Origin of the sequence: Stenotrophomonas sp. BIGb0135, from assembly GCF_024810105.1 — a bacterium.
GTDB classification, from domain to species: Bacteria; Pseudomonadota; Gammaproteobacteria; order Xanthomonadales; family Xanthomonadaceae; genus Stenotrophomonas; species Stenotrophomonas maltophilia_AB.
Map to the genome: position 1 here is coordinate 268,270 of NZ_JANUDX010000004.1, position 12,566 is coordinate 280,835.

Consider the following 12,566-nt stretch of genomic DNA (forward strand, 5'->3'; position numbering starts at 1 on the left):
CCGTTCATTGTCGCCGCTGCAGAAAAATCTTGCGCGGGCGGCCACGGCATGGAAAATTCGCGGCCTTCCCACCCATCCGCGCATGGCGTGGATCTACCTGTCTCCAGCCGGTGCCCCATGTCCCATCCCTGCCTCACCTGCGGCGCCTGCTGCACCCAGTACCGTGTGGCGTTCCACTGGATGGAATCGGACGAGGTCACCCCCGGCGGCGTGCCGCACGAACTGACCCAGGTGCTGGACCCGCACCGGCTGTGCATGCGCGGCACCCTGTCCAAGCCGGTCTACTGCGTGGCGCTGGATGCCGAGATCGGGGTCTATTCGCGCTGCAGCATCCACCCCAACCGGCCCAGCGTGTGCCGCGAGGTCGATGCCTCGTGGGAATACGGCAAGGCCAGCCCGCAGTGCGACAAGGCGCGCGTGGCGCACGGCATGCCGGCGCTGACCCTGGCCGATTGGGGCTGGCGGGACGAGGCGGGCAATGACGACGACCATCCCGATGACAACGGCAATTCGCCGGCCCCGCAGGCACCGATCGCGGCGTGAAAGTGCGCGTCCGGGGGTTGATGGCCCGGCGCGAAGGGCAGCCGACCAACGGTCGGCTCTACGGGTGGGGGTCCCGACCCGATCAAATGTCCGTGCCCTGTGACCGGTTTCGATCCGACCCAACGCCCTACCCACCGGTTGCCGGGTAGGTGACGACCGTTGGTCGGCACACCGGTCAAATCGGGTTTGCGTCCAAAAACGCGCGGATCTTCGGCACCAGCACCTCGTGCTTGTCTTCCAGCACGTAGTGCCCGGCATCCTCGAAGGCATGCACCTCGGCCTGCGGCAGCGCGGCCTGGAAGCCGGCCAGGAAGTGATGGTCGAACACGAAGTCGCGCAGGCCCCAGCCAATGAAGGCCGGGCGGTCGGCGTAGGTGGGCAGCGTCTGGCCCGAACGCTCCAGCAGCGACCACGCCTTGTCGGCCGGCGACAGCGGGATGTCCTGCATGAAGCGGATGGTGCTGATGCGGTTGGTGTAGCTGTTGTACGGCGACACGTAGGCGCGGCGCACGTCGGCCGGCATCTTCCGTTCCACGCCCAGCCACGAGGCACCGGCGGAGAAGGCGTTGAAGGTGCGGATGATCCACTCGCCGATCTTCCAGTGACGGCCCAGCGCGATCTGCCACGGCATTTTCTTCGCGGCCGGCATCGGGAACGCCGCCGTATTGAGCACCACCAGGCGCTTGACCTGCGCGTGGTGCGACAGCGCCCAGCCAAAGCCGATCATGCCGCCCCAGTCGTGCACGGCCAGGGTCACCGGGCCGGTGATGCCCAGGTGCGCGAGCAGCGCGTCCAGGTCGTCCACGCGGGACTGCAGCGTGTAGTCGTAGTGCGCGTCATCGGGCTTGTCTGACAGGCCCATGCCGATGTGGTCGGGCACGATGCAGCGGTATTTGTCCGACAGCCCGGCCACCAGCGTGCGCCAGTAATAGCTCCACGACGGATTGCCGTGGACCATCACCACCACCTCGCCATCGCGCGGGCCTTCGTCGAGATAGTTCATCGACAGGCCGGGGCGAACGTCGAATCGGGTTGAACGAGCGGGATAACCGGGAAGATTCATTTTTCACCGCTCCTGCGGCAGTACATAGCGCTCAGGCGCATGATGGTTGTCGGACAGAAGCCGCAGGTACGCCGGGTGCAGGAACAGCTTTTCCTTGCCCATGCGCTGCTCGTCGAGCACGCCGATATCGACCAGTTCGCGCAGGTACCGCGCGGCGGTTTCGCGCTTGGCGATCCCCGCGTCGACAATGTTCTGGATGCGGCAGTACGGCTGGCTGAAAAGGACATCGATCAGTTCACGGCTGTAGGTCTTTGGCCGATGCTGGCGGACCCATTCGCAGGCCTGTTCGTGCAGGTCGCGGATCGCATCGATCTTGGCACTGGTCCAGCGCGCGGTATCGGCAACGGCATTGAGCATGTACGCCACCCACGGTGCCCAGGCCCCCTCGCAGGTGACCGCAAGCAGCAGCCGATAGTATTCGGCCTTGCGCTCGATGATGTAGCGCGACAGATACAGCACCGGGCGATCCAGCAGGTCCTGCTCTACCAGCATCAACAGGTTGAGCACGCGCCCGGTACGGCCATTGCCGTCGGTGAACGGATGGATGGCTTCGAACTGATAGTGCGCCACTGCCATGCGGATCAACGGATCGATGTCGCCGTGGTCGTGGATGAAACGCTCCCAGTTCGCCAGCTTTTCGCGCAGCAGGGGCTCACCCGCAGGCGGGGTATAGATCACCGCGCCGGTGTGCTGGTTGGCCAACGCAGTGCCCGGCACGCGTCGCACCTGCATTTCCATGTTCTTGATGCGGCTGCAGACCACCTCGGCGGTCCGCGTCGACAGCGGGCGATCGGCCAGCGACTGAAACCCTTCCTGCAGCGCGCTGCGATAACGCAACGCTTCACGCGTGGCCGGGGTCGCGGCGTCCTGGTGATCGGCAAAGCGGAACAGCTCGTCAGCCGTGGTGACGATGTTCTCGATTTCCGAACTTGCCTGCGCTTCCAGCAGCGGAATGGTGTTGATCAACACCGCCGGATTGGGCAGATGTTCCGTAGCGCGGCGCAATGAAGCCAACGCCTTGTGCGCCTCGATGCAGGCCTTGAGCATGTCCCGGGTTTCAAGCTCGGCCGCCGGCGGCAGCAACGGCAGGTCGTTGTAGGGACGCTGAAGATCCACGGGGACGCCTCATGTCGATGGAATCGACATGATGCCGACTACATGTCGAAAAATATACAAAATTCGTACATGAATGCGGAAAGGTGCGAGGTGCCGCACCGTCCCGCTGGCAAACCGGGCCAAACCCCAGCGAGTGAGGTCGACCCCGACGCCGTTACCAGACCACTTCAGCCATCGAGCAGTTCAGGCCCGAGCCGATGCCGAGCAGCGCGATGCGATCGCCCTTCTTCAGGCGGCCCAGCTCCTTGAGCTTGCTCAGCACGATCGGCACCGAGGCCGGGCCGATGTTGCCGTGCTCGCCGAAGATGGTCATGACCTTCTTCGGGTCGATGCCGAAGTTCTTGATGAACGCGGCGGTGTGCGGCTGGCTGACCTGGTGGATGACGAACTGGTCCAGCTCGTCCACCGCCCAGCCCAGCGCTTCGCGCGCGGCGACGAAGGTCTTCTGGGCCAGCTTGATGCCTTCGATCAGCAGCATGCGGGTATCGGTGACCATGCGGTCCAGGTTGCCCCGGCACAGCTGGTTCCACTCGGTGGCCGAACGGGTCACGCCACCGCGGTAACGCGGCGCGTCGGGCACCAGTTCGGTCCGCGCCATGACCATGGCGGCGGCACCGCAGCCCAGGGTCAGCGCGGCCATCTCGTTGCGGAAGTCATCGGCGGTCACGCCCGGCAGGGCCATGCGCTCGAGGGTCTTCTCGTAGACCAGGTTGGCGGTTTCGCCATCGACGATCAGCGCGTAGTCGATCTCACCGCGCTCGAGCATGCGCGCGGCGATGTCCATGCCGTTGATGAAGGCCAGGCAGGCATTGGCGACGTCGAAGGTCATGCACTCATCGCCCACGCCCAGGTTGCCCGAGACGATGCTGGCGGTGGACGGTTCCAGGTAGTCGCGGCTGACCGAGGTATTGACCAGCAGGCCGATCTTGTCGGCGCCGATGCCGGCGTCTTCCAGTGCCTTGCGCCCGGCCAGGGTGGCGGCGTCGGAGGCGAGCATGTCCGCATCCCACAGGCGGCGGGCATGGATGCCGGCGATATCGCCGAGCACGTCGGTACGGATGCCCAGACGATCCAGCGTCGGCTGCAGACGTTCGTTGATTTCCTTGGACGTCAGCGTGTGCGGCGCGTCGATGTGCGCCAGGCCGGCGATAGAGACATTCTTGAAGAGCATCAGTTAGCGCCAAGGCTCAGGCAAAGGGGGCGCTATTGTAAGCCGGCGCTGCCTTCACCGCACCTTTACGAATTCACGCCCGGGCGTATGGTCGGTCCGGGCGCCTGAAGGGTTCAGCGCGGCGGGCACTGGAAGGCCAGGAAACGCTGGCTGCCGTCGGCCGGCTGGCCTGCGGCCTGGACGGCATTGGCCCCGGCGCTGGGCGCTTCATTGCGCGCAAGGGTTTCCAGCTCTTCCTGCACGCGCAGGGGGTTGCGGTTGTAGAAGGCGACCTTGCTCTTGACCGTCACCACCACCTCGCCCTTGGTCTGGCAGCCGCTCGGCACCTGGCCGGCGGGCAACACGCGTACGGTCTTGCCGGTCGGTTCGATCGGCACCCAGGTGCAGGCAGTGGCGCTGAGGGTAAGCAGGGAAAGCAGGAGAAGGCGCATGCGTTGGACCTGGCTGGGTAACAGAGGGGGAGTGTGCGGACAACAGCTGAATCGCGGGTGATGGGTGCCGGGCAGTGTGCCCGGCACCGTTCCATCGACGGCTCGGCGCCGATGCGGGGCTGCGGCCGGCACCCTCCCGGGATCGGGTGGCGCCGGCCAGCAGCGGGCCTTACCGGGCGGCGGGGGACGGCGCCACCGGCTTGCCATCGGCATCGATCACGTGGACCTCGCCCAGGTTCAGCGCGCGGACTTCCTTCTCGGTCTGCTTCAGGTCACCCACCACCACCCAGGTAAGGGTCTTCGGGTCCAGCGTGGCCGCGGCCTGCTGCACCTGCTCCGGGGTCATCGCCTCGATCTCGGCCTTGCGCTTGAACACGTAGTCGTCCGGGCGCTGGTAACGCACGATGCCGCTGATGGTGCCCAGCACGGCGCTGGCGGTTTCATAGGCGCCGGGCAGGCTCAGCGTCTGGATGTTGCGGATGCGCGCCACTTCGGCCGCGGTCGCCGGCTTGGCCCCGCTGGCGAACTCGCTGATCTCCTTCTGCATTTCCTGCATCGACTCGGCGGTCTTGTCGATCTGGACCGGCGCGCGGGCGCCCCACGGGCGCTGGCCCAGGGTGTTGCTGGCACTGCTGCCGGCACCGTAGGACCAGTGCTTCTGCTCACGCAGGTTCATGTTCAGGCGCGAGGTGAAGTCGCCACCGAGCACGCCGTTGGCGATATCGAAGCGGGTGCTGCCCGGGTCCATCGCCGAGGGCACCACCTGGCTGGCGAACAGGTTGGCCTGCACCGCACCCGGCTGGTCGATCAGGTACACGCGGGTGTGGGTCGGGCGGGCCACGTCGACCGGGGCCTTGACCTGCGGTGCGGTGCCCTGGCCCTTCCAGTCACCGAACTGGCGCTCCAGCAGCGGCACGATGTCCTTCAGGGTGGTGTCGCCGACCACGATCAGGGTGCCCTGTTCGGGGCGCAGCGCATCGCGGTGGAAGGCCACCAGGTCCTCGCGGGTGAGCGACTGGATATCCGCTTCGTTGCCGCTGCCGGTGAACGGAATGGCATACGGATGGCCGGCGCCGTACAGCAGGGTCGGCATGACCCGCATCGCCGCGGCGCTGGGGTTGACCTTTTCCTGCTGGATGCCGGCGATCCAGGTCGCCTTGACCCGGTCGATCTCGGCCTGGTCGAAGCGCGGCTGGCGCAGCATGTCGGCATACAGGGCCAGCGACGGCGCCAGGTTTTCCTTCAGGGCGGACAGGTAGACGCTGGCACTGTCCAGCGAGGCCGAGGCGCCCAGGGTGGCGCCGAGCGCGTCGGCGGCATTGGCGAACGGCAGCGCGCCGAGCTTGCCGGCGCCCTCGCCCATCAGGTCCATGGTGAAGTTGGCGGTGCCCTGCTTGCGGCCCTGGTCGGCGGTGAAGCCGCCCGGGAACTCATAGCTGAACTGCACCACCGGGATGTCGTGGCGCTCGGCCAGGATCACCTTGGTGCCGTTCTTCAGCGTCGCGCGGTGCAGCTGCGGGAACTTCAGTTCGGGGAAGCTCTTGGTCTGCGGCACCCCGGTGCTGCGATCCACCTGGCTGGGCAGGGTGGTGTACCTGGCGTCCACGGCCGGCACGGTGAACGGCTTGGGCGAGGCCGACGGCAGCTCGGGCAGCGCCACGCGGGCGCCCGGCTCGACCACGATGGTGTGGTCGCCCGCGCCCAGCCACTTGGCCCCCACCGCACGCACGTCGGCGGCGCTGGCCGCATCGATGGTGGCCAGCGATTTGCGGAAGCAGCCCGGGTCGCCTTCGAACACGGTGCACTCGGCCAGCGCGTCGGCCTTGCCGCCGAAACCGCCGATGCGCTCGATGCCGCGGATGAAGCCGGCGCGGAAGGCGGTCTTGCCACGGCTCAGTTCGTCGGCGGTCGGGCCGTCCTTGGCCAGGCGCTTGATCTCTTCATCGATGATCGCCTCGACCTTGGCCGGGTCCACGCCCTGCTTCACCGTGGCCATCACCACGAAGTTGGAGCCCAGCTGCGAGCTGTAGGCGCCGGCGCTGATGTTGTCCACCAGCTTGTCCTGGTGCAGGAGGCGCTGGTCCAGGCGCGAGGACTTGGCGCCGCCGAGGACCTGGGCGAACAGCTGCAGCTGGTCGATGTCGGTGGTGCCGACCTCGGCCACGTTCCAGGCGCGGTAGATGCGCGCCTGCGGCACCTTGTCGGTCATCACTTCACGCGTGCTCTTCTCGCGCTTGGCCACGTCCACCTTGGGCTGGGCCATGCTCGGGCCGGCCGGGATGTCGCCGAAGTAGCGGGCGACCTTCTCCTTGGCGGTGGCCACGTCGATGTCGCCGGCCAGCACCAGCACCGCGTTGTTGGGGCCATACCAGGTGCGGAACCAGGTCTTGACGTCCTCCAGCGAGGCGGCGTTGAGATCGTTCATCGAGCCGATCACGCCGTGGTGGTACGGGTGGCCTTCCGGGTACATCGCGCGGGTCAGCTTGTCCCACACCTGGCCATAGGGCTGGTTTTCGCCCTGGCGCTTTTCGTTCTGGACCACGCCGCGCTGCTCGTCGAGTGCGGCCTGGTCGATCGCGCCGACCAGGTGGCCCATGCGGTCGGACTCCATCCACAGCGCCATGTCCAGCGCGGTGGTGGGCACGTTCTCGAAGTAGTTGGTGCGGTCGGTATTGGTGGTGCCGTTCTGGCCGGTCACGCCGACCTGCTTGAAGGGCTCGAAATACTCGCCGTTGTGGTTTTCGCTGCCCTGGAACATCAAGTGTTCGAACAGGTGCGCGAACCCGGTGCGGCCAGCGGGCTCGTCCTTGCTGCCGACGTGGTACCAGACGTTGACCGCCACGATCGGCGCCTTGCGATCGGTATGCACGACCACGCGCAGCCCGTTGGGAAGGGTGAACTGCTCGAACGGAATGTCGACCTTGGCCGGCGTGGCGGGCTTGGCCAGCACCGGGGACGGCACCACGCTGCCCAGGGCGGCGGAAAGCGCTACAGCCAGCAGCGCGGCACGCGGTCGAAGATGAACGGTCATTCCGGTTCCTTGGTCATGAAAGTGAAGGCCGATGCTATCGCGTGGCGAGGGCCTGCGGCATCCGCCAACAGTCACTGCCTGGATGGGGGAACTTCCAGCGTCCGGCCCTTTGTGATGGGCCGCCCCAGGCCCGCCAGAAGACCAGCACCCGGACACCCTGACGGTCTGCGCGGACACGTGTCCGGACAGCGGACACCGCCCTATCCATGGAAAATCCTTTCAAATCAACGCATTGAAGTTGGCACGGCACCTGCTTGGTACTGGCCGGGGCACGTTCGCGAACAGAATGAAACTGACTGGACGCTGAACAAAAGCAAGAAAAGGCAAATTGTTCTTGCAAGCCCCGAATCGGTGTACTACCTTACTACCACACCACTGCCCACCAACACTAAACAGGCCCCGCCATGAACACCAAGACCCTCGCCATTGCCATTGCCCTCGCCGCCGGCACCGCGTTTGCTTCGAACGTGCAGGCCGCCTCCATCGTCACCCTGGACACCGTGCAGGTTCGCCCCTCGGCCGACCAGATCGCCCAGGCCGAGGTCGAGCGCAGCAGCGCCATCCCGACCCTGGCCCTGGTCGAAGTCCGGCCGACTGCCGGCCTGATCGCCGACTACCGCGCCGAACTGGCCGGCAGCCGCCGCGTCACCACGCTGGCCGCCGTCGAAGTGCGCCCGACCGCCGAGCAGTACCAGGCCCTGGCCGCCGAGCAGGTGACCCACCGCGATTACGTGGCCACCCTGACCGCCGCCGCCACCGCCGTCGCCCGCGACGTGATCGTCAACCTGCCGGCCCTGCAGGTGCGTCCGTCGGCTGCCGACCTGCAGGCCCTGGCGCTCGACACCGCTGCCCAGGTGCTGGTCCGCCCGTAACCGGTTGCTGCGGTAACGCGCAGCAGCCGCGTAAACTGCGGCGATGACCGCGCCCACGTTCCACGTCATCCTGTTCCAACCCGAAATCCCGCCGAACACCGGCAATGTGATCCGCCTCTGCGCCAACACCGGCGCGCGGCTGCATTTGATCGAGCCGCTCGGTTTCGACCTGAGCGACAAGCAGCTCAAGCGCGCCGGCCTGGACTATCACGAATACGCTCGACTGCAGGTGCATCCCGACCTGGATACCGCCCTGCAGGCCATCGCACCCAAGCGTCTGTTCGCCCTCAGTACCCGCGGTAGCGTGCGTTACGACACCCAGCAGTTCGACGACGGCGATGCCTTCCTGTTCGGCCCGGAAACCCGCGGCCTGCCCCAGGACCTGCTCGACGCCTTGCCCGACGGCCGACGCCTGCGCCTGCCGATGCAGCCGGACAACCGCAGCCTCAACCTGTCCAACACGGTGGCCGTGGTGATGTACGAGGCATGGCGCCAGAACGGTTTCGCCGGCGGGGCCTGAGCACGCGTACCGACCCGTAGTCGGTAGCTGCCGGAGTGCGTAGCCCCTGGCCGTTGCTCAGGTGGCCTTCAAAACGCGTTGATCCCGGTCAGCTCGCGCCCGATCACCAGCTGGTGCACGGTCTCGGTGCCTTCATAGGTGATCACCGATTCCAGGTTCAAGGCGTGCCGGATCGCCATGTGCTCGGTGGTGATGCCGGCGCCACCGAGCAGGTCGCGGCATTCGCGCGCGATGTCGATGGCCATGCGGCAGTTGTTCCACTTGGCCAGGCTGACCTGCTGCGGCTGCAACTGCCCGGCGTCCTTCAACCGGCCCAGTTGCAGCGCCAGCAACTGCGCGGTGGTGATCCGCCGCGCCATGTCGGCCAGCTTGATCTGCGCGCTCTGCGTGGCCGCCACCGGGCGCCCGAACAGCACCCGTTCCTTGGTGTAGTTCAACGCTTCGTCCAGGCAGGCCACCGCCGCACCGATCGGGCCCCAGCTGATGCCATAGCGGGCCTGGTTCAAGCAGCCCAGCGGCCCCTTCAGGCCCTGCACGTTGGGCAGGCGGTTGCGCTCGGGCACGCGCACGTTGTCGAAGAACAGCGCGCCGGTCAGCGACGCGCGCAGGCTCATCTTGTGCTTGATTTCCTGGGTGGTGAAGCCGGGCATGCCTTTTTCCAGCACGAACCCCTGGATGCCGTCCTCGGTGTGCGCCCAGACGATGGCGATGTCGGCCACCGGGCCGCTGGTGATCCACATCTTGCTGCCGTTGACCACCCAGTCGCCGCCGTCGCGCACCGCGCGGGTCTTCATCGCCGCGGGGTCCGAGCCACCATGCGCTTCGGTCAGGCCGAAGCAGCCGATCACCTTGCCGGCGGCCATGTCCGGCAGCCAGCGCGTGCGCTGCTCCTCGCTGCCGTAGGCGAAGATGGGGTACATGCACAGCGAGCTCTGCACCGACACGAAACTGCGCAGGCCCGAATCGCCGCGTTCCAGCTCCTGGCAGATCAGGCCGTAGCTGACCGCGTTGAGCCCGCCACCGCCGTACTGCTCGGGCAGGCTGGAGCCGAGCAGACCGAGGGCGGCGATTTCCGGGATCAACTCGTCCGGGAAGCGGCCCTGGTCGAACGCATCGCCGATGATCGGCAGCACGCGTGCGTCGGTGAAGCGCGCCACCGTGTCCTGCACGGCACGCTCCTCATCGGTGAGCAGGGAGCGGACATCAAACAGGTCGTACGGATTCAGTGACATGGCTACCCGGGCGTGAAGGCGATCAAACAGGCCGCCATTGTGGGCGCTGCACCGTGTCCGGCCAAGGCACGCCGCAGCACGGTCGAGGTGGCGACGCGACCGCAGATGCCGCCGGCCCGCACAGGTAGCGTCACGCCATGCGTAGCTGGCGGACACCAGCAACGCCAAAAGCCGCAGCAGCCACGCATGGCGTGGCGCTACCCGCGCTCGGGTCACGGGCGTATTGGATTGCTGCGCCGCACCATCGCTGCGCGTGAAGCATGCACTCACGTGACGTCAACGTCGGCGATCTAGGCGGAAACGCCGCGTCCGGCTACCCTGCATACCTGATCCAGTAGTTGCGCCGTCTGCCGCGCGCGCGATTCCCAGGCAACCGCCATCGGCTTGACCGACGGCACTACCCAAGAGTTACGCATCCCCATGAGCGAAGAGACCCCCGCCCTGCCCCCGCGTGAAGCCATGGAGTTCGACGTGGTGATCGTCGGTGCCGGCCCCGCCGGCCTGGCAACCGCCATCCGTCTGCGCCAGCGCGCGATCGAGGCCGGCCGCGAGCTGTCCGTGTGCATCCTGGAGAAGGGTTCCGAACCCGGCGCGCACATCCTGTCCGGCGCGATCATGGACCCCCGCGCGCTGACCGAGCTGTTCCCCGACTGGGCCGAACGCGGCGCACCGCTGAAGCAGAAGGTCACCCGCGACGAGTTCCTGTTCCTCAGCGAGACCGGCGCGCGCGGCACCCCGCATGCGCTGCTGCCGGAGTGCTTCCACAACGACGGCAACTACATCGTCAGCCTCGGCGAGGTCACCCGCTGGCTGGCCCAGCAGGCCGAAGCGCTCGAAGTCTCGATCTTCCCCGGCTTCCCCGCCGCCGAAGTCCTCTACAGCGCCGACGGCGCGGTGATGGGCGTGGCTACCGGCGACATGGGCATCGAGAAGAATGGCCAGCCCGGCCCGAATTTCGAACGCGGCATGGAACTGCATGCCAAGTACACGATCTTCGCCGAAGGCTCGCGCGGCCACCTCGGCCGCCAGTTGATCGCGCGCTACCAGCTCGATGCCGGCAAGGACCCGCAGGCCTACGGCATCGGCATCAAGGAGCTGTGGCAGATCGACCCGGCCAAGCACGAACCCGGCCTGGTGGTGCATGCCGCCGGCTGGCCGCTGGACAACGCCACCTACGGCGGCGCGTTCCTGTACCACGCCGACGGCGGCAAGGTGTCGATCGGCTATGTGGTCGGCCTGGATTACAAGAACCCGTGGCTGAGCCCGTTCGAAGAGTTCCAGCGCTTCAAGACCCATCCGTCCATCCGCAAGCACCTGGAAGGCGGCAAGCGCATCGGCTACGGCGCCCGCGCGATCACCGCCGGCGGCCTGATGTCGTTGCCCAAGACCGTGTTCCCCGGTGGCGCGCTGGTCGGCTGCGAAGCCGGCTTCCTCAACGTCAGCCGCATCAAGGGCAGCCACGCGGCGATCAAGACCGGCATGCTGGCCGCCGATGCCGCGTTCGATGCGCTCGCCGCCGATCGTCAGCACGACGAGCTGAGCGCCTACCCGGCCGCGTTCGAGGCGAGCTGGCTGCATGACGAACTCAAGCAGTCCAGGAATTTCAAGCAGTGGTTCAAGAAGGGCCAGACCGTGGCCACGCTGATGACCGGCATCGAGCAGTGGCTGCTGCCCAAGCTGGGCATCCGCAACCCGCCGTGGACCCTGCGCCACAGCACGCCGGACCATGCCTGCCTGGAGCCGGCGGACAAGCACGCCAGGATCGTCTATCCCAAGCCCGATGGCGTGCTCACCTTCGACCGGCTCAGCTCGGTGTTCCTGAGCAGCACCAACCACGCCGAGGACCAGCCCAGCCACCTCACGCTCAAGGATGCCAGCGTGCCGGTGCGGATCAACCTGGCCGAATACGCCGGCCCGGAAGCGCGCTACTGCCCGGCCGGGGTCTACGAATTCGTCGGTGCCCAGGGCAGCGAGCAGCTGCAGATCAACGCGCAGAACTGCGTGCACTGCAAGACCTGCGACATCAAGGATCCCACCCAGAACATCGTCTGGGTAACCCCGCAGGGCGGTGGCGGCCCCAACTACACGGGCATGTGAAACACGCGCCTGCGGCCGATGGTCGCAGGCCGATCCCGGCGGCAGGCGGGCGCGGCTGGCTATCATCTGCGCCTGTACCGCCGCTACCGGAATGCCCATGTCGTTGCGCCTGATTTGCCTGGTGTCGGCCTGCCTCTGGCTGGCGGCGTGCGCACGTACGCCGCAGACGCCGGCGCAACGGCATGAGCAGCAGCTGCAGCGCGCGTTCGCGATCTGTGCCGGTTGCCACACACGCCACGCCGGTGGCGTGCACCGCTTCGGCCCGAACCTGCACGGCGTGATCGGGCGCCGCGCCGGCAGCCTCGCCGACTACCCGTATTCGCCGGCGATGCGCCAGGCGCAGATCACCTGGGATGCACAGACGCTGGACGCCTTCCTGCGCTCGCCCGACAGCGTGGTGCCCGGCTCGCGCATGCGCAATGCCACCGCCGATCCGGAACGGCGGCGGCAGGTGATCGAGTACCTGCAGCAGTCGCGCTGAGCCGCGGCC

11 protein-coding genes are annotated in these 12,566 nt (G+C 67.1%); 5 read left to right on the top strand and 6 right to left on the bottom strand.

The annotated features are described in order from the left end of the window. The first annotated feature begins 117 nt into the window (after window positions 1-117). Window positions 118-543: a YkgJ family cysteine cluster protein gene (locus M2421_RS11760; RefSeq protein WP_259206824.1), complete on the top strand. Its 426-nt coding sequence runs from the start codon at window positions 118-120 to the stop codon at window positions 541-543. A gap of 175 nt (window positions 544-718) precedes the next feature. On the opposite strand, the gene M2421_RS11765 is transcribed toward M2421_RS11760, so the two are convergent. From M2421_RS11765 to M2421_RS11785, 5 genes are all read right to left on the bottom strand, one after another. Then, window positions 719-1,606 carry an alpha/beta fold hydrolase gene (locus tag M2421_RS11765; protein WP_259206826.1) on the bottom strand — a complete coding sequence of 296 codons (888 nt, stop codon included), beginning with the start codon at window positions 1,604-1,606 and terminating at the stop codon, window positions 719-721. 3 nt (window positions 1,607-1,609) lie between these two features. After that, window positions 1,610-2,653, bottom strand: coding sequence for a Fic family protein (locus tag M2421_RS11770; protein ID WP_259206942.1), 1,044 nt, complete (start codon window positions 2,651-2,653; stop codon window positions 1,610-1,612). 223 nt (window positions 2,654-2,876) lie between these two features. Further along, window positions 2,877-3,893: a 3-oxoacyl-ACP synthase III gene (locus M2421_RS11775; RefSeq protein WP_259206829.1), complete on the bottom strand. Its 1,017-nt coding sequence runs from the start codon at window positions 3,891-3,893 to the stop codon at window positions 2,877-2,879. Window positions 3,894-4,006: 113 nt separating this feature from the next. Beyond that, window positions 4,007-4,324, bottom strand: a complete 318-nt coding sequence (locus M2421_RS11780; RefSeq protein ID WP_259206831.1) for a DUF4156 domain-containing protein — start codon at window positions 4,322-4,324, stop codon at window positions 4,007-4,009. 169 nt (window positions 4,325-4,493) lie between these two features. Then, on the bottom strand, window positions 4,494-7,355 hold the full coding sequence (locus tag M2421_RS11785; protein ID WP_259206834.1) for a pitrilysin family protein: 2,862 nt from the start codon (window positions 7,353-7,355) through the stop codon (window positions 4,494-4,496). A gap of 404 nt (window positions 7,356-7,759) precedes the next feature. Here M2421_RS11785 and M2421_RS11790 point away from each other — a divergent pair, with 404 nt between their 5' ends. Both M2421_RS11790 and trmL read left to right on the top strand, forming a co-directional pair. Beyond that, window positions 7,760-8,227 (top strand): hypothetical protein, encoded by a 468-nt coding sequence (locus tag M2421_RS11790; RefSeq protein WP_259206835.1) that lies wholly within the window; start codon window positions 7,760-7,762, stop codon window positions 8,225-8,227. 43 nt (window positions 8,228-8,270) lie between these two features. After that, window positions 8,271-8,747 (top strand): tRNA (uridine(34)/cytosine(34)/5-carboxymethylaminomethyluridine(34)-2'-O)-methyltransferase TrmL, encoded by a 477-nt coding sequence (gene trmL, locus M2421_RS11795; protein ID WP_259206837.1) that lies wholly within the window; start codon window positions 8,271-8,273, stop codon window positions 8,745-8,747. Between the two features lie 68 nt (window positions 8,748-8,815). Here the strand turns inward: trmL and M2421_RS11800 are convergent, their stop codons facing one another. Continuing rightward, entirely contained in the window at window positions 8,816-9,979 is a 1,164-nt protein-coding gene (locus M2421_RS11800) for an acyl-CoA dehydrogenase family protein (protein ID WP_259206838.1), read from the bottom strand. Window positions 9,980-10,399: 420 nt separating this feature from the next. Here M2421_RS11800 and M2421_RS11805 point away from each other — a divergent pair, with 420 nt between their 5' ends. Continuing rightward, window positions 10,400-12,076 (top strand): electron transfer flavoprotein-ubiquinone oxidoreductase, encoded by a 1,677-nt coding sequence (locus M2421_RS11805; RefSeq protein ID WP_259206839.1) that lies wholly within the window; start codon window positions 10,400-10,402, stop codon window positions 12,074-12,076. A 97-nt stretch (window positions 12,077-12,173) separates the two neighbouring features. After that, window positions 12,174-12,557, top strand: coding sequence for a c-type cytochrome (locus tag M2421_RS11810; RefSeq protein WP_259206840.1), 384 nt, complete (start codon window positions 12,174-12,176; stop codon window positions 12,555-12,557). Window positions 12,558-12,566: the final 9 nt, after the last annotated feature.

Bases quoted from the DNA above. Each gene is read 5' to 3' on its own strand.
- M2421_RS11760 (WP_259206824.1), top strand. From the start codon at position 118: ATGTCCCATCCCTGCCTCACCTGCGGCGCCTGCTGCACCCAGTACCGT.
- M2421_RS11765 (WP_259206826.1), bottom strand. From the start codon at position 1,606: ATGAATCTTCCCGGTTATCCCGCTCGTTCAACCCGATTCGACGTTCGC.
- M2421_RS11770 (WP_259206942.1), bottom strand. From the start codon at position 2,653: ATGCTCAAGGCCTGCATCGAGGCGCACAAGGCGTTGGCTTCATTGCGC.
- M2421_RS11775 (WP_259206829.1), bottom strand. From the start codon at position 3,893: ATGCTCTTCAAGAATGTCTCTATCGCCGGCCTGGCGCACATCGACGCG.
- M2421_RS11780 (WP_259206831.1), bottom strand. From the start codon at position 4,324: ATGCGCCTTCTCCTGCTTTCCCTGCTTACCCTCAGCGCCACTGCCTGC.
- M2421_RS11785 (WP_259206834.1), bottom strand. From the start codon at position 7,355: ATGACCGTTCATCTTCGACCGCGTGCCGCGCTGCTGGCTGTAGCGCTT.
- M2421_RS11790 (WP_259206835.1), top strand. From the start codon at position 7,760: ATGAACACCAAGACCCTCGCCATTGCCATTGCCCTCGCCGCCGGCACC.
- trmL (WP_259206837.1), top strand. From the start codon at position 8,271: ATGACCGCGCCCACGTTCCACGTCATCCTGTTCCAACCCGAAATCCCG.
- M2421_RS11800 (WP_259206838.1), bottom strand. From the start codon at position 9,979: ATGTCACTGAATCCGTACGACCTGTTTGATGTCCGCTCCCTGCTCACC.
- M2421_RS11805 (WP_259206839.1), top strand. From the start codon at position 10,400: ATGAGCGAAGAGACCCCCGCCCTGCCCCCGCGTGAAGCCATGGAGTTC.
- M2421_RS11810 (WP_259206840.1), top strand. From the start codon at position 12,174: ATGTCGTTGCGCCTGATTTGCCTGGTGTCGGCCTGCCTCTGGCTGGCG.